The sequence below is a fragment of the Burkholderia aenigmatica genome (genome assembly GCF_902499175.1).
Lineage (GTDB): Bacteria > Pseudomonadota > Gammaproteobacteria > Burkholderiales > Burkholderiaceae > Burkholderia > Burkholderia aenigmatica.
In genome coordinates this window covers 68,067-85,287 of record NZ_CABVQC010000038.1, presented here as the reverse complement: position 1 = coordinate 85,287, position 17,221 = coordinate 68,067, and the positions used below count along the sequence as shown (strand labels likewise).

Below are 17,221 nucleotides of genomic sequence, written 5' to 3'. Positions count from 1 at the left end.
GAATCCGCGTTTTACCCCCGGTTCTGCTGGCGCCATTACGCCGCCCATCCCCGGCTCCTTTACGCCGCCCCGCGACATGGTGTCGAGCCGACCGTGTTTGGGCAGGCGTTGCTCAAGCGTGGCACGGCGATCTTCGACGAGTTGCGGCGTGGCGCCGTCGATATGGCATTTCTGGCGGATCCCGACGCCGGCGAGCTCAGCATCGGGTGCGTGGAGACGATCACTGCGGGGCTGGCCGCGGCGATCATCGAGGAGATGTCGGAACAGCATCCGCGCCTGACCTTCTCTGTTGCATCGGGCGATGCGCCGGTGCTGCAGGCCCACTTCCTGCGCGAGCGGATCTGTGAGCTAGTGGTTGCGAGACCGTTCGCCGCCGCTCCCGAACCGGACATGAACGGCGAGCCGCTGTTTCACGAGCAGATGAGAATCGTCGTGTCGAATCGCAGTGCGTGGGCCGCGAAGCGGCGCCGACTCGTTCTCGCCGATCTCGTCGACGCCCCCTGGATCCTGTCGCCGAACGAGATCGGGCAGCACTCGCCGATCGTCGAAGCATTCCGCGCGATCGATGCGGAGCCGCCCGTCGTCCGCGTACTGACCGGGTCGTTGAACCTGCGTCGCACGCTTCTTCGTACCGGTCGTTTCGTGACTGTGATGCCGCACTCGCTGCTGCGCTTCGGCCCTGATCAGGAGTGGATCAAGGTACTGCCGATCGAGCTACCGACCTGGACTGTCCCGACGATGCTGATCACGCTGAGGAATCGCACACTGAGCCCCGTTGCGGAGCGGTTCGCCGAGCATGCACGCACGTTGGCTAGATCTCTCGCCGCGGGGTGATCGCTGCCATTGCGGCGGGCGACTCCCTGTACCTGTAACCTTGCGGACTCTTCCGTTCGATCGGGTGAACGACAAACATAGCGGATACCACATTCGCGGGCGCGATGCGCCGAGCGACAGAAAGGAATGGCAAGCCGCCTCACGAACTCACGGGTCTGCGCGTCCGCAAAGGTCGAAGATCTGTCCTCAAAACGACGGCACGGAATGACCGTTCCACTCCGATAACTTCCCTTGGAACAGAGACTGCTCGACCGGCTGTAACGAGTCGGAACCCGTCGATCCTCGAAAGGTAAGCGCAGGTCGCGGCATAGGTTTGCGCGCTGATCCCTGTCATATAAAGCGCAGGTACTGCTGCATCATTGGGGTGATGGGTGCAGGTGCTGCGGTGGGTTGGGTGCTCATGAGACCGGGAAAAGTTGCTTTGGCTGCCCGAGTTTACCAGCGGCTTCGGCGTTCACGCGCGAAGTTCGCCGTTTGGCCAGGTGCGAGTGATGGTGAGCGGCAGTCAAGCGTTTCCAAACTCTCGCGACGGCTAGACGACGAACAAGCAACCACAAAATATCAGAGACGGACCATTAGTACATACCTTCGCCAGGCTTGCACCAGGGCAAAGGTATTGACTGCATCATAAACGTCACTCCGCGCGTGTCGACGGTCGGATTCTGCGCATGACTAAAATCTACGAAACGGTATTGATTTGGAGGTGGTAGATCGTCGCTGGCTCCCAGTCCAAACTGACGGCAGTGAGGCGTCTCGACACGAATGAACCCGTACTCGCCGTCCGGGCCATTCATATGCCTAGATAGGTCCTTTGATAACCCGATGAGAGTCGCAGCGTTCTGTGCCTGCGCTGTCGAAACGACCGACAAGCCTGTAAATGCAACCAGAATGAGTAGTGACTTCACAAGTTGCCCAGTTGGTTTTTCGCGACGACGCATGATTGTGACACGTTCGATGCCGTGCCCTTTTCGGCTAACGACAGATTCTGAAAAGGGTGAGCGTAGGTCTTGGCGTAGCTTTGCGGGCTGATCCTTGTCAGGCAAGGCGCAGGTACTGCTGCATCATCAGCGTGCGCTACGCGGGACCTGGCAGTGGGTCAGTGGGTGTGGAAGCCGTCACGGGTGCCGCTGTCGAGTTGAGTCGGCCGGCTCAACTGAGCCGATAGGCCTTGCCAGGCGTCACTTCCGCCGGCAGCGGCTCGCGGTTCAGTTCGAGCAGCGTGCGCTCGATCTGGCGCGTCATTGCATCGAGGGCGAGATGGTTCGGCCCGTCGCCGAACGGTTCGGCGATCGCATGCGCGATCGCGTCGAGCGCGATCAGCGTATAGGCGACGAACACGGTGACGAACGGCGTCGCCGCGCCGATCGAATCGACGAGACCGAACGGCAACAGCACGCAGTACGCATAGATGGTCCGGTGCAGCAGCACATCGTATGAAAACGGGATCGGCGTCGACGCGATGCGCTCGCAGCCGCTCACCATCGCGACCAGATCGTCGAGGCGCGCGTCAAGCATCCACAGGCGCGTGTCGGAGAGGGTGCCCGTATCGGCGCGTGCGGCGAACGCTTCGCGCAGTGTGTGCACGATGACGACCGGGCGGAACCGCGAAGCGGCGACGCGCGCATAGCTGGCATCGTCGAGCAGCCCGCGCAGGTCCGCGGCCGGATCGGTGCCGCGCAGTTGATGTTTGAGCGCATAGACGTACGCGACGACCTTCCGCACGAACGCGCGTCGCGACGCATCGTCACGGTCGATCGCGCCGTAGCAGAGCGCCTGCGACACCAGCGTGCGCGTGGCGGTCAGTACGCCGCCCCACAGCTGCCGGCCTTCGCGGTAGCGTTCGTAGCTCGCGTTGTTGCGAAACCCCGCGAAAATCGCGAGCGTGAGGCCGATCAGCGTGAACGGCGTCGGGTTCAGCGGTACCTTCTCGCCGAGCACGCGGCCGCCACCCCAGACCGCGACGAGGCTGATCGCGAGCGTCAGCACGAGCTGCGGCAGGATGGTCGGCAGCACCGAGCCGTTCCAGACCAGCAGCATCCGCAGCCAGTGCTCGCGCGGACGAACGATCATCGCCGTGCTCCGTCAGGCGGCGATCGAGGCCGGCGCGGCCGCGCGATGCAGCAGCACCGGAATCGACTTCGACGTCGGCGTGTTGCAGATGTCGCCGACGCTGTCGAGCGGCACGAGCGGGTTCGTTTCCGGGTAGTACGCGCCGATGCAGCCGCGCGGGATGTCGTACTCGACCAGCAGGAAGCCGTCCGCGCGCCGCTCGATGCCGTCGTGCCACACGGTTTCCATGTCGACCCAGTCGCCGGCCTTCAGGCCGAGCATCGCGAGATCGTCGCGGTTCGCGAACACCACGCGGCGCTGGCCGAACACGCCGCGATAACGGTCGTCGAGCCCGTAGACGGTCGTGTTGTACTGGTCGTGCGAGCGCGTCGTCATCAGCGTCATCAGCCGTTCGCCGTGCTGCGCGCGGGCACGCTGGATCGGCGTGTCGGCCGGCAGCGCGTGCGCGATGAAGTTCGCCTTGCCCGTCGGCGTCAGCCATTCGCGGTCGCGCGACGCGACGCGCAGGTGGAAGCCGCCCGGCCGCGCGATGCGCGTGTTGTAGTCGTAGAAGCCGTCGAGCGTCGCCTCGATCGCATCGCGGATCTTCGCGTAGTCGTCCTTGTAGGCCAGCCAGTCGATCTTGCCGCTGCCGAACAGCGCGTGACCCATGTGCGCGACGATCGCCGGTTCCGACATCAGGTTCGGCGACGCCGGCTTGTTCATCCCGTACGACACGTGGACCATGCTCATCGAATCCTCGACCGTCACGCCTTGCGCGACGTTGTCCTGCAGGTCGATCTCGGTGCGGCCGAGCGTCGGCAGGATCAGCGCGTCGCGGCCGTGGATCAGGTGGCTGCGGTTCAGCTTCGTCGTGATGTGCACGGAGAGGTCGCAGCGGCGCATGCCTTCCCACGTGCGCGGCGTGTCGGGCGTCGCCATCGCGAAGTTGCCGCCGAGGCCGATCAGCACCTTCACGTGGCCTTCGAGCATGCCTTCGATCGTCTCGACGACGTCGTAGCCGTGGTGGCGCGGCGGTTCGAAGTCGAACACGTGGCCGAGCCGGTCGAGGAAGGCCTGCGACGGCTTTTCCTCGATGCCGACCGTGCGGTTGCCCTGCACGTTCGAGTGGCCGCGCACCGGGCACAGGCCGGCGCCGGGGCGGCCGATGTTGCCGCGCATCAGCATCAGGTTGGTCAGCATCTGCACGGTCGCGACCGAATGCTTGTGCTGCGTGATGCCCATGCCCCACGTCGCGATCACGCGCTCGCTGCGCGCATAGAGTTGCGCGAGGCTGTCGATCTGCTCGTACGGCACGCCGCTTTCGGCCGTCAGCGCCGACCAGCTTTCGCGGCGCAGATCGTCGGCGAACGCGTCGAAGCCGGCCGTGTGTTCATCGATGAACGCGGTGTCGAGCACGCGCGGCGCACCGGCGGCACGCGCGGCATCGTCAAATTCGAGCACGCGTTTCGCGATGCCCTTGATCAGCGCGAAATCGCCGCCGATCGTCGGCTGGATGAACGTCGATGCGATCTTCGTGCCCGACATCGTCAGCATTTCCAGCGGGCTTTGCGGATCGGCAAAGCGTTCGAGACCACGCTCCTTCAGGGGGTTGATCGACACGATCGTCGCGCCGCGCTTCGCGCACTCGCGCAGCTCGCCCATCATCCGCGGATGGTTGGTCGCCGGGTTCTGGCCGAAGATCAGCAGCGTGTTCGCGTGTTCGAAATCGTCGAGCGTGACGGTGCCCTTGCCGACGCCGACCGACGCCGGCAGCCCGCGGCTCGTCGCCTCGTGGCACATGTTCGAGCAGTCCGGGAAGTTGTTCGTGCCGTACAGCCTCACCAGCAACTGGTACAGGAACGCCGCTTCGTTGCTCGCGCGGCCGGACGTGTAGAACGCGGCCTGGTTCGGGTCGGGCAGGGCGCGCAGGTGGCGCGCGATCAGCTCGAATGCGTCGTCCCACGCAATCGGCACGTAACGGTCGGTCTGCGCGTCGTACACCATCGGGTCGGTGAGCCGGCCGTGCTGTTCGAGTTCGAAGTCGGACTGTTCGAGCAGCTCGGTGACCGTATGCGCGGCGAAGAACTCGGGCGTCACGCGCTTGCTGGTCGCTTCGGCGGCCACCGCCTTCACGCCGTTCTCGCAGAATTCGAACGTCGATGCGTGCTGGCGGTCGGGCCATGCGCAGCCCGGGCAGTCGAAGCCGTCCGGCTGGTTCTGGCGCAGCAGCGTGCGGTAGTTGCCGCCGGCGACCTTTTCCTTGATCAGGTTGATCGTGACGGCTTTCAGCGCCCCCCAGCCGGCGGCCGGGTGGGTGTACGGTTCGATGCGCGCGGTGGCGGATTTCTTTTTCATGATGCTGCGTGGGTCGGGGTCGATGCGTGCAGAGTACGCGCGGCGCCCCGGCCGCTGTGTGTACACCTGTTCACTTCAAAAAAGAGTACAGTTGCGCCAACTCGCACAGTGCGGATCGCAACTGTGTTGTTGAATGGTTTTTGAAAGGGAAGCGGGTGAAGCGCTACGAACAACTGGCCGACGAACTCCACGCACAGATCGAGCGTGGCGTGTACCGGCCCGGCGAGCGGATTCCGTCGGTGCGGCAGGCGAGCCGGCAGCAGCAGCTCAGCGTCACGACCGTGCTGCGCGCGTATCTCGTGCTGGAAAGCCGCGGGCTGATCGAGAGCCGGCCGCAGTCCGGCTATTTCGTGCGTGCGCGGGCCCCGGCGCCGGCCGAGGCCGAGCTGCATGCGTCGGCGCCGGCGGCCGAGCCGTCGGCGGTGGACGTGAGCCGGCTCGTGCTGTCGACGCTGCGCTCGATCGCGCGTGACGATGCGGTGCCGCTCGGCTCGCCGTACCCCGACGCGTCGCAGTTTCCGGTACAGAAGCTCGCGCGCTACGCGCAGACGATCGGGCGGCGCCGCACGCGCTGGGGCGTGATCGACGACCTGCCGCCCGGCAACCAGGAACTGATCCGCCAGATCGCGCGACGCTATGCGGAGCGCGGGATTCCGGTCGAACCGGACGAGATCGTGATGACGATCGGCGCGACCGAGGCGATCAACCTGTGCCTGCAGGCGGTGGCGCGGCCCGGCGACACGATCGCCGTCGAATCGCCGACGTTCTACGCGATGCTGCACGCGATCGAACGCATGGGCATGCGTGCGCTCGAGGTCGCGACGCATCCGGTCGACGGCATCGATCTCGACGCGCTCGAACGGTTGCTCGAACGCGAGCGGATCGCCGCATGCATGGTGATGCCGAACTTCCAGAATCCGCTCGGCTTCCAGATGCCGGATGCGCGCAAGCGCGCGCTCGTCGAACTCCTCGCGAAGCACGGCGTGCCGGCGATCGAGAGCGACGTGTATCACGAGCTGCACTACGGCGAAGCGACGCCGAGCGCGCTGAAGTCGTTCGACCGCGACGGGCTCGTGCTGCATTGCGCGTCGTTCACGAAGAGCCTGTCACCGCGCTACCGGATCGGCTGGGCGATGCCGGGCCGCTACCGCGACCAGGTCGAGAAGCTGAAATTCCTGAACACGCTGGCCACGCCCGCGATCGAGCAGCTCGCGATCGCCGAATACCTGAAATACGACGGCTACGATTTCCACCTGCGGCGCATGCGCAAGCAGTACGCGCAACAGGCGAGCCTGATGAGCGCGATGGTGCGGCGTTTCTTTCCGGAAGGCACGCGGCTGTCGCAGCCGCAGGGCGGGTACGTGCTGTGGGTCGAGCTGCCGCCGCAGGTCGATGCGATGAAGCTGTATGCGCTGGCGCTCGCGCAGCGGATCACGGTGGGGCCCGGGCACATGTTCTCGGCGAGCAGCGATTACCGGCATTTCATCCGGCTCAACTACAGCTATCCGTGGTCGCGGCAGATCGAGGATGCGTTGAAGGTGCTCGGGCGGCTCGCGTCGGAGTGCGCGGCGCGGTGAGCGTAGGCGGCCGCGCGGCGAGCGGCGGCCGATGACCGGCCGCCGTCGCGCGCGTCAACCCGCGTGCGGCGCCCGTTGCCCGGCTTGCGCGGCGCCGGCCATCTGCCGCATGTCGAAGCCCGACGGGTGCTGGTACACGCGCAGCCCGAACTCCGGCAGCACCGCGATCAGGTGATCGAACAGGTCGGACTGGATGGCCTCGTAGTCGACCCAGGTCGTCGTGTCGGTGAAGCAGTACAGTTCGAGCGGAATGCCTTCGGCCGTGAGCGGCAGTTGTCGTGCCATGCAGGTCATGTCGCGGCGGATGCGCGGATGGCCTTTCAGGTAGTTCGCGACATACGCGCGGAACGTGCCGAGGTTCGTCAACTGGCGACGGTTCGCCGGGCAGTCGCCGGCCGCGCCGAGCGTGCCGTTCCATTGCTCGATCGCGTCAACCTTGTCCTCGAGATAGTCCTTCAGCAGCGTCAGGCGTTCGAGCCGTTCGATCTCGTCATTGGACAGAAAGCGCACGCTGGTCGCGTCGACGAACAGCGCGCGCTTGATGCGGCGTCCGCCCGCTTCGGTCATCCCGCGCCAGTTCTGGTAGCTCTCGGTGATCAGTTTCCACGTCGGCACCGTGATGATCGTGTGGTCGAAGTTCGCGACCTTGACGGTGTTCAGCGTGATGTCGATCACGGTGCCGTCCGCGCCGGCCGACGGCATCGTGATCCAGTCGCCGATCCGCAGCATGTCGTTCGACGACAGCTGCACGCCCGCGACGAGGCCGAGCAGCGTGTCCTTGAAGATCAGCATCAGCACCGCCGACATCGCGCCGATGCCCGACAGCAGCAGGCCGATCTGCTTGCCGGTCGCATCGCCGATCACGACCAGCGCGGCCGTGATGAACATCACGAGCTTGACGAGCTGCATCGCGCCTTTCAGCGACAGGTGCGGCTGGTCGCGCTGATCGCGCTGGTACGTGCGATGCGTGTGTTCGAGTGCGGACAGCGTCGCGCTGACGGTCATCGTCACGAGGAACACGATCAGCGCGAACAGCACCTTGTCGGCGGCCTGCGCGGCCGTCTCGGGAATGCCGGGCACCGCGCCGAGCCCGAGCTTGATCACGACGAACGGGACGATGCGGTTCAGCCACTTGAATGCGCCGAACTCGAACAGCGCGTCGTCGACGCGCGTGGCGGAAAGCCGCGCGAGCCGCGCGACCACGCGGAACAGCAGGAAATGGACGGCGGCGGTGATTGCGCCGGCGGCGGCGAGCAGGATGAGGAGGCCGACGAGCGGCGCAAACCAGGGTTCGTTCAGGGTCATAGGGGCAAACGGGGGCCTTCTTGTGCGTTGAATCGGCGCCGCGGCGCGGCGCGCGCCCCGTGAAGGGCACATGAAAGGGACCGTGATTGTGCCATCGGGTTCCGTGCACGTCGCCGTGAATGCAGGGTGTACGGCTCCCGAACCTCCTCACCATTGCGCAGGTCTCCTCTGTAATCGGGTGAGGGCCGGTAATGAAAAAGCGTCACCGCAAGCCGGCGTACGTGCGTGTTGCTGGGTCCGTTGCACGCAGGCCCGGAATCGGTGCGACGCCGCTATCCCGGGCCTTCGCGCTTCAATGCGCGTGAACGGCGATCCATGCAATCATGCAGGCGTCGCATGGATTGTCGGTGCGCCGTTCGTCCTTTTGTGCGGCCCATCCGCAGACGGTGAGCACCGTGCGCGGCCTTCGCGCACTTGCCATGCGATGCCCGCACGGGGCACGATGCGCGAACGACTTCGCGAACCACGCCACCCCATACTCACGCATTTCACGCATGCAAGATTCCAACGAAAGCCGCCCGTCAGGCGTGCGGCTGCTGAAAGGCATCCTCCCGATCCGCCGCGGCGGGGCCATCCGCGATGTATTCGCGGGCATGTCGCTCGCGTCGATGGACATCCCGCAGGTGCTCGGCTATGCGCGCATCGCCGGCATGCCGGCCGTCACGGGCCTCTACACGGTGTTCCTGCCGCTCGTCGCGTTCGCGTGCTTCGGCGCGTCGCGGCATCTGGTCGTGGCGGCCGATTCCGCGACCGCGACGATCTTCGCGAGCCGGCTGTCGTCGATGGCGCCGGCCGGCAGTGCCGAGTATGTGGCACTGGCCGGCATGGTCGCGCTGCTCACCGCCGCGATGCTGCTGCTCGCGCGCATCTTCAAGCTCGGCTTTCTCGCCGATTTCCTGTCGCGTACGGTGCTGGTCGGCTTTCTCGCCGGGGTCGGCGTGCAGGTGTCGATCGCGATGCTCGGCGACATGTTCGGGCTGGCGGTGCCGTATCCGGCGTCGCGCAGCCTCGCGCAACTCGACTACGTCGTCACGCATCTCGTCCACACGAACCGGCCGACGTTCGCGCTCGCGGCGCTCGTCGTCGTCGCGATTCTCGTGTGCAAGCGGTTCGTGCCGCGCGTGCCGATGCCGATGATCGCAGTCGCGGGCAGCATCGCGGCAAGCTACACGTTCGGATTCGCCGCGCATGGCATCGCGGTACTCGGGCCGGTCGCGGGCGGGTTGCCGCCGTTGCGCTGGCCGTCCGTCACGTGGCAGCAGTTCCTCGACCTCGTGCCGGTCGCCGCGTCGTGCTTCGTGATGATCATTGCGCAGAGCGCGGCCGCCGCGCGCGTGTTCGCGCAACAGTACGACGAGGAGGTCGATACCAACGCCGACATCCTCGGCCTCGCGGCCGCGAACGCGGCTGCGGCGGTGGGCGGCGCATTCGTCGTCAACGGCAGTCCGACGCAGACGGCGATGGCCGACGGCGCGGGCGTGCGCAGCCAGATCGGGCATCTGGCGTTTGCCGCCGTGGTGGCGGTGGTGCTGCTGTTTTTCAGCACGTTTCTGCAGTATCTGCCGCATGCGGTGCTGGCCGGCATCGTGTTCACGATCGCGCTCGGGCTGATCAACGTGCGCAGCCTCGCCGCGATCCGCAAGGAGAGCCCAGGCGAGTTCACGCTCGCGCTGGTGACGGCGCTCGCCGTCGTGACGGTCGGCGTCGAGCACGGCATCCTGCTGGCCGTGGCGCTGTCGCTGATGCGGCACGTGCGCCACAGCTACCAGCCGCACACGATGGTGCTCGAACCTGTCGAAGGCAACGGGCGGTGGCAGCCGGTGCCCGCGCGGCGCGGCGCGATGACGGCGCCCGGGCTGATCGTCTACCGGTTCGGCTCCGACCTGTTCTTCGCGAACGATCATCTGTTCACTGCCGAAGTGACCGAGCTCGTCGAGGCGGCGCCGGTGCCGACGCGTTGGTTCGTCGTCGATGCGGGCGCGATCACAGACGTCGACTATTCGGCCGCGCGGACGCTGACCGACCTCATCAAGATGCTGCAGGCACGCGGGATCGGCGTGCTGTTCGGGCGGGTCAACCGCTACCTGCGCGCGGACATGGATCGTCACCGGATCACGGAGATCGTCGGCGCGTCATGCATTTTCCCGACGCTGCACCAGGCGCTCGAGGCCGCCGGCACGACGCCGGCGCCGCAGGAACCGGGCGTCGTGTAGCGGGAACAGGCCCTAGGCCGCCGCCCGCACGCGCGCGAAACCGTTGCGCAGGTGGCGGGCGAGTTCCGTCGCGGCCGGCGTGCGCTGGCCGCGCGGCAGATGCAGGTTGATCGCGAAGTTCGGCAGCGCGGGCAGGCCGCTGTCGGCCGGCAGGATGTCGAGGTCGGCCGGCACGGTCGACGCGAGCCAGGCGGTCACGGCGAGGTCGGAGCGGACGGTCGCGGCCGTCGCGTCGATGCTGCCGTTCTCGAACACGGTGCGCCACGCGCGATCGCAGCCACGCAGCGCGTCGAGCACCGTCGGACGGAACGCGCAGGTCTGCGCGACCATCGACACGGGCAGCGGCGTATTCCGGTACGCGGTGCCGCCTTTCGCGCCGACCCAGACCAGGCGGTCGACGGCGATGCACTCGCCGCGCGACGGCCCGGCCGGCGCCTCGATCAGCGCGACGTCGAGTTCGCCCTGTGCGAGGCCCCGGCGCAGCTCCGGCGACGCCGCGCACACGAGCGTGAGCGCGACCTGCGGATGCGCCTGCGCATAGCCTTTCAGGATCGGTGCGAGACAGCTGCCGACGAGATCCTGCGGCGCGCCGACGCGCACGGTGCCTTCGACCGCACCGGCCGTCATGTCGGTCAGCAGCGCATCGTGCGCGGCGAGCAGCCGGCGCGCCTGCCCAAGCAGCCGCTCGCCGTCCGCCGTGAGCAGCAGGTTGCGGTGCTCGCGGACGAACAGCGGGCCGGACAGCGTTTCGAGCCGTGCGACCTGCTGGCTGATCGCGCCTTGCGTCAGGTGCAGCGCGCGGCTGGCCGCCGTCATGCTGCGATGTTCGGCGACCGTGACGAAGGCGCGCAGCAGCGCGATGTCGAGATTGCGTACCATGCGACGCATTATGAACGCTAATGGAAGACATAAAAAGCTTTCGCTGTCGTAATGCGAAGACCGCGGGTAAAACGGGGCTTCGACGACGACAACCGGGAGCTTCCGTGCCGTTCCGCGACTACCTGCCGCTGATGTTGTTCGTGATCGTATCCACCGTGACGCCGGGCGGCGCGACGACGCTCGCGACCGCCTCGGGCGCGCATTTCGGCTATCGGCGTTCGCTGCCGCTGATGGCGGGCATTGCGGTCGGACTGGCGTCGATGGCCGCCGCCGCTGCGGCCGGGCTCGGCGGTGTGCTGCTGGCGCTGCCCGCGTTGCAACTCGCGATGAAGGCGGTCGGTTCGGTGTATCTCGTGTGGCTGGCCGTGCGCATCGGGCGCGGCGGCAAACCGCGGCTCGATGCCGCGGTGCACCGGCCGCAGGGGTTCGTCAGCGGCGTCTGGATGCTCTGGCACAACCCGAAAGGCTGGGCAATGACGCTCGGCGCGGCCGCGTCGTTTGCCGCGCTCGCGTCCGGCCCGGCACGGCTCGGCGTCTTGCTCGGGCTGGCGTTCGGCGTGGCAGCGATGGCGTCGCTGTCGCTCTGGTGCTTCGCCGGGCTGTTGTTTGCGCGCGTGTTGCGCACGGAGCGGCAGTGGCACTGGCTGAATGCCGGGCTCGGTGTGCTGCTCGTGGTGTCGATCGTGCCGATGTGGCTGCCGTAGCGACGCTACGCACGCTGCGCGGCACAGCGTGACGTAGCGTCTGCGTTCAGCGCGATCCGGCGCGCGCGGTCTCGCCAGGTTGCCCGCCCGCACCGGCCGACCACAGCGGCAGCCGTAGCGTGGTGACGAAGCTCGCCGCGTGCAGCACGCAAAGCAGGCCGAACGCCCACGCATATGCGTTCGCCTGCGTGCCGCCGCTCGCCACTGATTCGGCTTGCAGCCGCCACGCGAGGAACAGCGTGCAGACGGTCGTGAACGTCGGGCCGCCGAGACGCTGCACGATATTGAGTGAGGTCGTCGCCATCGGCAGGTTGCGGCGCTCGACCGACGCATACGCGGCGGAGATCGACGGCGCGCCGATCGCGCTCTGGCCCATGCCGCGCAGAAACAGCGCCGGCACGAGCAGGGTCGGATCGTAGCCGGTCAGCGCGAGAAACACGAACGGCAGCGTCGCGAACAGCGCGAGCAGGGCACCTGCGGCGGCGAGGCGGCGCACGCCGAACCGGCTCGTCAGCGCACCCATCGATGGATACGTGACGAGCATGCCGAGGCCCATCGGTGCGAGCAGCCAGCCCATTTCTCCGGGTGTGCGGCCGCATGCCTGGATCAGGAACACCGGAATCAGCATCTGGCCCGCAAACAGCGCACCGTTCGACAGGAACTGCGTCGATGCGGCCGCGCCGAACACCTTGCCGCGAAACAGCGCAAGGTCGATCAGCGCGCGGTCGCCCTTGCGCGTTTCGACCCGCAGGAACGCCACGAGCAACAGCGCAGCCGCGACGATCGCCGCGATCCCGAGTGCTTCGTTGATCCGCTCGATGCCGTACAGAAACAGCACGAGCCCCGGCGACAGCAGCGCGAGGCCGACCCAGTCGAGTTCTCGCGGCTGCGTGTCGTCGCGGTCGCCGGGCAGGAACCGCACGGCCAGCGCGAGCGCCAGGACGCCGACGGGCAGGTTCACGAGAAACAGCCAGCGCCACGACATGTGCTGCAGGATCGCGCCGGCGACGACCGGGCCGAGGATCGGCGCGAGCAGCACCGGCACGGCCGCGTAGCCGATCACGCGCGCCATCTGCTGGCCGGCGACGCGCGCGATCATCATCTGCGCCATGGGCGCGAGCAGCCCGCCGCTCACACCTTGCAGCACGCGGAAGGCGATCAGCGACGGCGCGGACCACGCGAGCCCGCACAGCGCCGACGAGAGCGTGAACGCCGAGAAGCACCACAGGTACAGCGCCTTTGCGCCGATCCGGTCGACGAGCCAGCCGTTCAGCGGCAGCACCAGCGTGAGCGCGAGCAGATAGCCGCTCGTGACCCACTGGATCGTCGCGAGGCTCGCGTGCAGGTCGGTCGCGAGGCTCGACAGCGATACGTTGACGATCGTCGCGTCGAGCTGCGACAGCAGCGAGCCGAGCACCGCGACCGCGCTGACCTTCCAGATCGACGGATCGGGCCGGCCGGTCGCGTCGTCCTGCGCCGGCCGCGTGCGCGGGTCGCTCACGCGCCGCGCCGGTCGAGCAGCGCGACGATGTCCTGCGTCGTGCCCGTCTCGCCGAGACGAGGGAACAGGCGTTCGACGCTGTTCACGTGCGCATCCGCGTTGAGGTCGGTCATCGCGTCGACGGCGAGCGTCACGTTGTAGCCGAGTTCGTGCGCCTGACGGGCGGTCGATTCGACGCCGATGCTCGTCGCGACGCCGGTCAGTACGATCTGCGTGACGCCGGCGGCCTTCAGGTGCGCATCGAGGTCGGTGCCGGTGAAGGCGCCCCAGGTCTTTTTCGTCACGAGGTGGTCGCCCGGCTGGCGGTTCAGTTCAGGCACGAGCTCGGCCCAGTCGGCGGGAAGGGCGTCCAGGCGCACCTGCTGCTGCGTGCGGCCCGGTGCGCCGCCCGCGACGTTGACGAGCACGACCGGCAGGCCGCGGCTGCGGAATGCGTCGAGCAGTTCGCGGGTGTGCGCGATCACCGGTTCGACCGGGTGCGCGGTGGGGAGGGCGACGATGCCTTTCTGCAGGTCGATGACGACGAGTGCGGTGTGCGTGTCGAGACGGGTTGCGCTCATGATGGGACTCCGTGAAAGAGACGAAGAAAGCCGTGCGCGCGGATGCGGTGGAGCGCGCGGGCCGGATTCATTGCTCGCCGATGCGGCGGATCAGCGGGATCGCGGCGGCGAGCGTATCGATGTCTTCGGGATCGAGCTGCGCGATCGCGGCGCCGAGCCATTGGTGTTTCGCGGCGTTGCGCTTGAGCCGTGCGTCGAGGCCGGCCGCGGTCAGCCGGAACAGGATCTGGCGGCCGTCGGTCGGATGCGGTTCGCGCTCGACCAGGCCGTCTTCCTCGAGGCTGGCAAGCGTCGCTTTCATCGACTGAGGCTTCATTGCTTCAGCGCGCGCGAGATCGGCGGTCGTCATTGGCCCGTGCCGTTCGAGTCGCGCGAGCGCGCTCGTCTGGGACATGCCGAGCCCTCCGGATTCGATCTCGGAGCGGAGCCGGCGGATCAACTGGCCGACCGCGAGGGTCAGGTCGGCGGCGACGGTATCGGCGGAAACGCCGGGTTTGCGTGGCGGGTTCATGCGGCGGATCATAGGACATGACAGTTAAACTTGCAAGTTTAACTGTCTAATTGACCGCCGGATCGACGTGGAGCCGGGTGCGCGGTTACTCGTCGCGGAGCGGGACCGGTACGACCTCGTTGTATCTCGGGGTCGCGGCCTCGTGCAGCAGGTCGCCGAGGTATTGCGCGAGTTCATCCGCGGCGAGCGTGGGCGGAATGTGCAGGTCAGCCGGGCGCCGCTTGCCTTCAGCGCCGAGAGCAAACACCATCCAGCGGTCGTTCTTGCGTACGACGGCGAGTAGCCGACCAAATGCGTTAAAGCGGTATTCGTCCTGCATGGCATCGCTCCCGTCTGGTGAACGCGCCGGCCGCCCGTGCGCGATTACTGGATCGAGCAGGACAGCCAGCGGTGGATTTTGATGGCATCGCTCGATACGCCCGCGCGCGTCGGGGCACCGAGCAGCACGACCGTTTCGCGGCGGCCCTTGACGCGCATGCGCATCACGACGCCGTGTCCCGACTCGTTGATGAAGCCGGTCTTCTGCAAGCGGATCGGCAGGCGGCGGTAGCGGACGAGCGGGTCGGAATTCACGTAAAGCAGCTCGCCGTCGCCCGGGCGCACGGTGGTCGACGTATCCGTCGAGAAATAGCGGATCAGCGGATCCTGCGCGGCCGCGCCGACGAGCTTCGCGAGATCCTCGGCCGTCGACACGTTGTGCGGCGACAGGCCGGTCGGCTCGCGGAAGTGCGTATGGCGCATGCCGAGGCGGCGCGCTTCGCGGTTCATCGCCTTGACGAACGCGGCGCGCCCGCCCGGATAGTCGCGGCTCAGTGCGGCGGCCGCGCGGTTTTCCGACGACATCAGCGCGATATGGAACATCTCGCGGCGCGACAGTGCCGAGCCGACCTGCAGGCGAGATCCGGTGAACTTGATCGTGTCGCGGTCGTGCGCGGTGACACGCAGCACACCGTTCAGCGGACGGTCGGCGTCGCGCGCGACGACGGCCGTCATCAGCTTCGAGATCGACGCGATCGGTCGCACGGTGCGCGCGTTGCGGGCCAGCAGCGGCGTGCCCGAATCGACGTCGAGCACGTAGGCCGCGCGTGAATGGAGCGAGTTGACCGCGCGTGGGGTGTAGCCGCAGCTCGCCATCAGGCGCGGCCCGGCGGCCGGGCGTGGGCGTACCGCACTCGAACGTTTCGCGCGGCGCTGCTGCGGGGCCGGTGCCGCCTGGCGCTTGACCGCCTGATGCTTCACGCGCGGGCTGCGGTGCTTGACGGCCTTCTGTTTACGCTGCGCGGGCTTTTTCTTGACGGCTTTCTTGACGACCTTTTTCGCATGCGGCTGCGCATGCACGACGCGCTGCGGCGCGTGACGTTGTGCGGACGATGCGTTCGTCGAGAAGGCGAGCATCAGCATCGACAGCGCGACGAGCAGGGTGGTCCGGGCGAGAGGCAGGCGCGCGATGAGGCCGGTCAAGCGAAAGTCTCCTTTTCACGCGTGGTGAGGCTGCGTGAAATGCATGGGCGGTCAGCGGGATGCGGAAAATTATACGGTCGATCGCGCGAAGATGACGATTCGTTTACGCATGGCGCGACGATACGCCCCCATGTCGTCATTGCGTGTCGTGCTGGACACGGGTGCCGATACATCGCGCATGCGTGACAAACGGTGGCTGCGTCGGCAAGATGCCAAGGTCACTTTTCAGGAGCTTTCCGTGTCCGCGCACCCGCATGATTTGTCCGTGTCGCCGTATGCGTCGATCGATCGCCTTTGCGAGACGGGCGATCTCGTGGCCTTCAACGTGGGGCCGGACGATGCCGTCTACATGGTGTTCGCGCTGGAGCCGCTCGATTATCGAACCGAGGGGGCCGGCGGCGCGTCGTTTGCGAAAACGGTGCCGTCGACGTCGCAGCGGTATCGCGTGATGGCCTGGCAGGGCGGCGGGGTTCGCATGGACTGCATGATCGATAACGAGCCGTTCAATATTCACGACATCCAGCCTGTCGGCGACGATCTACTGCTGGTTTGCTGCCGGTCCGTCCGTCGCGGGGACGATGATTTCGACCTGAACGGGCGTTTCTACCGGCGCGACGGCACGCCGTGCGGCGCAATCCTGCTTGGCGACGGCATCGAGGCCGTGCAGGCCACGGCTGCCGGGGAAATCTGGACGTCCTATTTCGACGAGGGCGTGTACGGCAATCTGGGCTGGGATTCGCCGGTCGGCGCGTCCGGGTTGGTCGCGTGGAGCCGGGCCGGCGAGCAGCGCTATGCGTTTGCTCCGTCGCCGGGGTTCGGCCCGATCGACTGCTGTTACGCGCTCAACGTTCCGAACGACCGGGACGCGTGGATCTACTACTACAACACATTCGCGCTCGTCCGCGTGCGCGACCGGCAAACAGTCTGGTCATCGCGCATGCCGGTCAATGGCAGCTATGCGTTCGCAGTCATGGAGGATGTAACGCGGCACGACGGATGCGTGGCGCTGTTTTGCGGCTCGTATCAGGAACGCGACATGTTGTACATGGTGCATATTGATGGCGGCGGCGATGCTCGACTGGTGCGCACGTATCGCTTGCAGCGCAATGGCGCCGAACCGGTCGGAATCGCGCGAATGACTGGCCGCGGCCGGGTGCTTCATGCGGTCGGTACGGACGGCAACCTCTATCGCATCGATATCGCCGACCTGGCGCTCGGGTGAGCGCATCGCGCGTTTGACGTCGCGATGGCCGAGGCCGGCATGAAAAG

At 67.0% G+C, this 17,221-nt stretch carries 14 protein-coding genes; 5 read left to right on the top strand and 9 right to left on the bottom strand.

All coding sequences use genetic code 11. The features are described 5' to 3' along the window. Positions 1 to 834 (top strand): LysR family transcriptional regulator substrate-binding protein (locus tag BDO18943_RS25225; protein WP_210771953.1); only part of this gene is annotated, 834 nt, incomplete at its 5' end. A gap of 1,149 nt (positions 835 to 1,983) precedes the next feature. On the opposite strand, the gene BDO18943_RS25220 is transcribed toward BDO18943_RS25225, so the two are convergent. Then, positions 1,984 to 2,904: a bestrophin family protein gene (locus BDO18943_RS25220; protein WP_175024501.1), complete on the bottom strand. Its 921-nt coding sequence runs from the start codon at positions 2,902 to 2,904 to the stop codon at positions 1,984 to 1,986. A 12-nt stretch (positions 2,905 to 2,916) separates the two neighbouring features. Next, complete coding sequence (locus BDO18943_RS25215) at positions 2,917 to 5,241, bottom strand: FdhF/YdeP family oxidoreductase (RefSeq protein ID WP_175024500.1); 2,325 nt, start codon at positions 5,239 to 5,241, stop codon at positions 2,917 to 2,919. Positions 5,242 to 5,396: 155 nt separating this feature from the next. On the opposite strand from BDO18943_RS25215, the gene BDO18943_RS25210 reads away from it, so the two are divergent. Further along, the gene (locus BDO18943_RS25210; RefSeq protein ID WP_043184348.1) at positions 5,397 to 6,818 is read left to right on the top strand and encodes an aminotransferase-like domain-containing protein; all 1,422 of its coding nucleotides are present in this window, start codon (positions 5,397 to 5,399) and stop codon (positions 6,816 to 6,818) included. Between the two features lie 54 nt (positions 6,819 to 6,872). On the opposite strand, the gene BDO18943_RS25205 is transcribed toward BDO18943_RS25210, so the two are convergent. Further along, positions 6,873 to 8,123 carry a mechanosensitive ion channel family protein gene (locus tag BDO18943_RS25205; RefSeq protein WP_175024499.1) on the bottom strand — a complete coding sequence of 417 codons (1,251 nt, stop codon included), beginning with the start codon at positions 8,121 to 8,123 and terminating at the stop codon, positions 6,873 to 6,875. A gap of 494 nt (positions 8,124 to 8,617) precedes the next feature. Between BDO18943_RS25205 and BDO18943_RS25200 the strand changes: the two genes are divergently transcribed. Further along, a complete protein-coding gene (locus BDO18943_RS25200; protein ID WP_175024498.1) occupies positions 8,618 to 10,336 on the top strand; it encodes a SulP family inorganic anion transporter in 1,719 nt (572 codons plus the stop codon). A 12-nt stretch (positions 10,337 to 10,348) separates the two neighbouring features. Here BDO18943_RS25200 and BDO18943_RS25195 read toward each other — a convergent pair whose 3' ends face one another. Further along, on the bottom strand, positions 10,349 to 11,224 hold the full coding sequence (locus BDO18943_RS25195) for a LysR substrate-binding domain-containing protein (RefSeq protein WP_175024497.1): 876 nt from the start codon (positions 11,222 to 11,224) through the stop codon (positions 10,349 to 10,351). A gap of 95 nt (positions 11,225 to 11,319) precedes the next feature. Between BDO18943_RS25195 and BDO18943_RS25190 the strand changes: the two genes are divergently transcribed. Beyond that, on the top strand, positions 11,320 to 11,919 hold the full coding sequence (locus BDO18943_RS25190) for a LysE family translocator (protein ID WP_080741641.1): 600 nt from the start codon (positions 11,320 to 11,322) through the stop codon (positions 11,917 to 11,919). A 46-nt stretch (positions 11,920 to 11,965) separates the two neighbouring features. Here the strand turns inward: BDO18943_RS25190 and BDO18943_RS25185 are convergent, their stop codons facing one another. From BDO18943_RS25185 to BDO18943_RS25165, 5 genes are all read right to left on the bottom strand, one after another. Further along, positions 11,966 to 13,420 carry a DHA2 family efflux MFS transporter permease subunit gene (locus tag BDO18943_RS25185; RefSeq protein WP_175024496.1) on the bottom strand — a complete coding sequence of 485 codons (1,455 nt, stop codon included), beginning with the start codon at positions 13,418 to 13,420 and terminating at the stop codon, positions 11,966 to 11,968. Then, positions 13,417 to 13,980, bottom strand: coding sequence for an isochorismatase family protein (locus tag BDO18943_RS25180; protein ID WP_175024495.1), 564 nt, complete (start codon positions 13,978 to 13,980; stop codon positions 13,417 to 13,419). The genes BDO18943_RS25185 and BDO18943_RS25180 overlap by 4 nt, the downstream gene beginning before the upstream one ends. Before the next feature lie 67 nt (positions 13,981 to 14,047). After that, positions 14,048 to 14,503, bottom strand: coding sequence for a MarR family winged helix-turn-helix transcriptional regulator (locus BDO18943_RS25175; RefSeq protein WP_080741642.1), 456 nt, complete (start codon positions 14,501 to 14,503; stop codon positions 14,048 to 14,050). A 73-nt stretch (positions 14,504 to 14,576) separates the two neighbouring features. Further along, positions 14,577 to 14,810, bottom strand: coding sequence for a DUF7661 family protein (locus BDO18943_RS25170; protein ID WP_175024494.1), 234 nt, complete (start codon positions 14,808 to 14,810; stop codon positions 14,577 to 14,579). A 44-nt stretch (positions 14,811 to 14,854) separates the two neighbouring features. Further along, the gene (locus tag BDO18943_RS25165) at positions 14,855 to 15,952 is read right to left on the bottom strand and encodes a serine hydrolase (RefSeq protein WP_175024493.1); all 1,098 of its coding nucleotides are present in this window, start codon (positions 15,950 to 15,952) and stop codon (positions 14,855 to 14,857) included. 130 nt (positions 15,953 to 16,082) lie between these two features. Here BDO18943_RS25165 and BDO18943_RS25160 point away from each other — a divergent pair, with 130 nt between their 5' ends. Further along, complete coding sequence (locus BDO18943_RS25160; protein ID WP_175024492.1) at positions 16,083 to 17,174, top strand: hypothetical protein; 1,092 nt, start codon at positions 16,083 to 16,085, stop codon at positions 17,172 to 17,174. The last annotated feature ends 47 nt before the right edge of the window (positions 17,175 to 17,221 follow it).

Excerpts from the sequence above, each read along its gene's own strand:
- BDO18943_RS25220 (WP_175024501.1), bottom strand. The coding sequence starts at position 2,904 with ATGATCGTTCGTCCGCGCGAGCACTGGCTGCGGATGCTGCTGGTCTGG.
- BDO18943_RS25215 (WP_175024500.1), bottom strand. The coding sequence starts at position 5,241 with ATGAAAAAGAAATCCGCCACCGCGCGCATCGAACCGTACACCCACCCG.
- BDO18943_RS25205 (WP_175024499.1), bottom strand. The coding sequence starts at position 8,123 with ATGACCCTGAACGAACCCTGGTTTGCGCCGCTCGTCGGCCTCCTCATC.
- BDO18943_RS25200 (WP_175024498.1), top strand. The coding sequence starts at position 8,618 with ATGCAAGATTCCAACGAAAGCCGCCCGTCAGGCGTGCGGCTGCTGAAA.
- BDO18943_RS25195 (WP_175024497.1), bottom strand. The coding sequence starts at position 11,224 with ATGCGTCGCATGGTACGCAATCTCGACATCGCGCTGCTGCGCGCCTTC.
- BDO18943_RS25180 (WP_175024495.1), bottom strand. The coding sequence starts at position 13,980 with ATGAGCGCAACCCGTCTCGACACGCACACCGCACTCGTCGTCATCGAC.
- BDO18943_RS25175 (WP_080741642.1), bottom strand. The coding sequence starts at position 14,503 with ATGATCCGCCGCATGAACCCGCCACGCAAACCCGGCGTTTCCGCCGAT.
- BDO18943_RS25170 (WP_175024494.1), bottom strand. The coding sequence starts at position 14,810 with ATGCAGGACGAATACCGCTTTAACGCATTTGGTCGGCTACTCGCCGTC.
- BDO18943_RS25160 (WP_175024492.1), top strand. The coding sequence starts at position 16,083 with ATGTCGTCATTGCGTGTCGTGCTGGACACGGGTGCCGATACATCGCGC.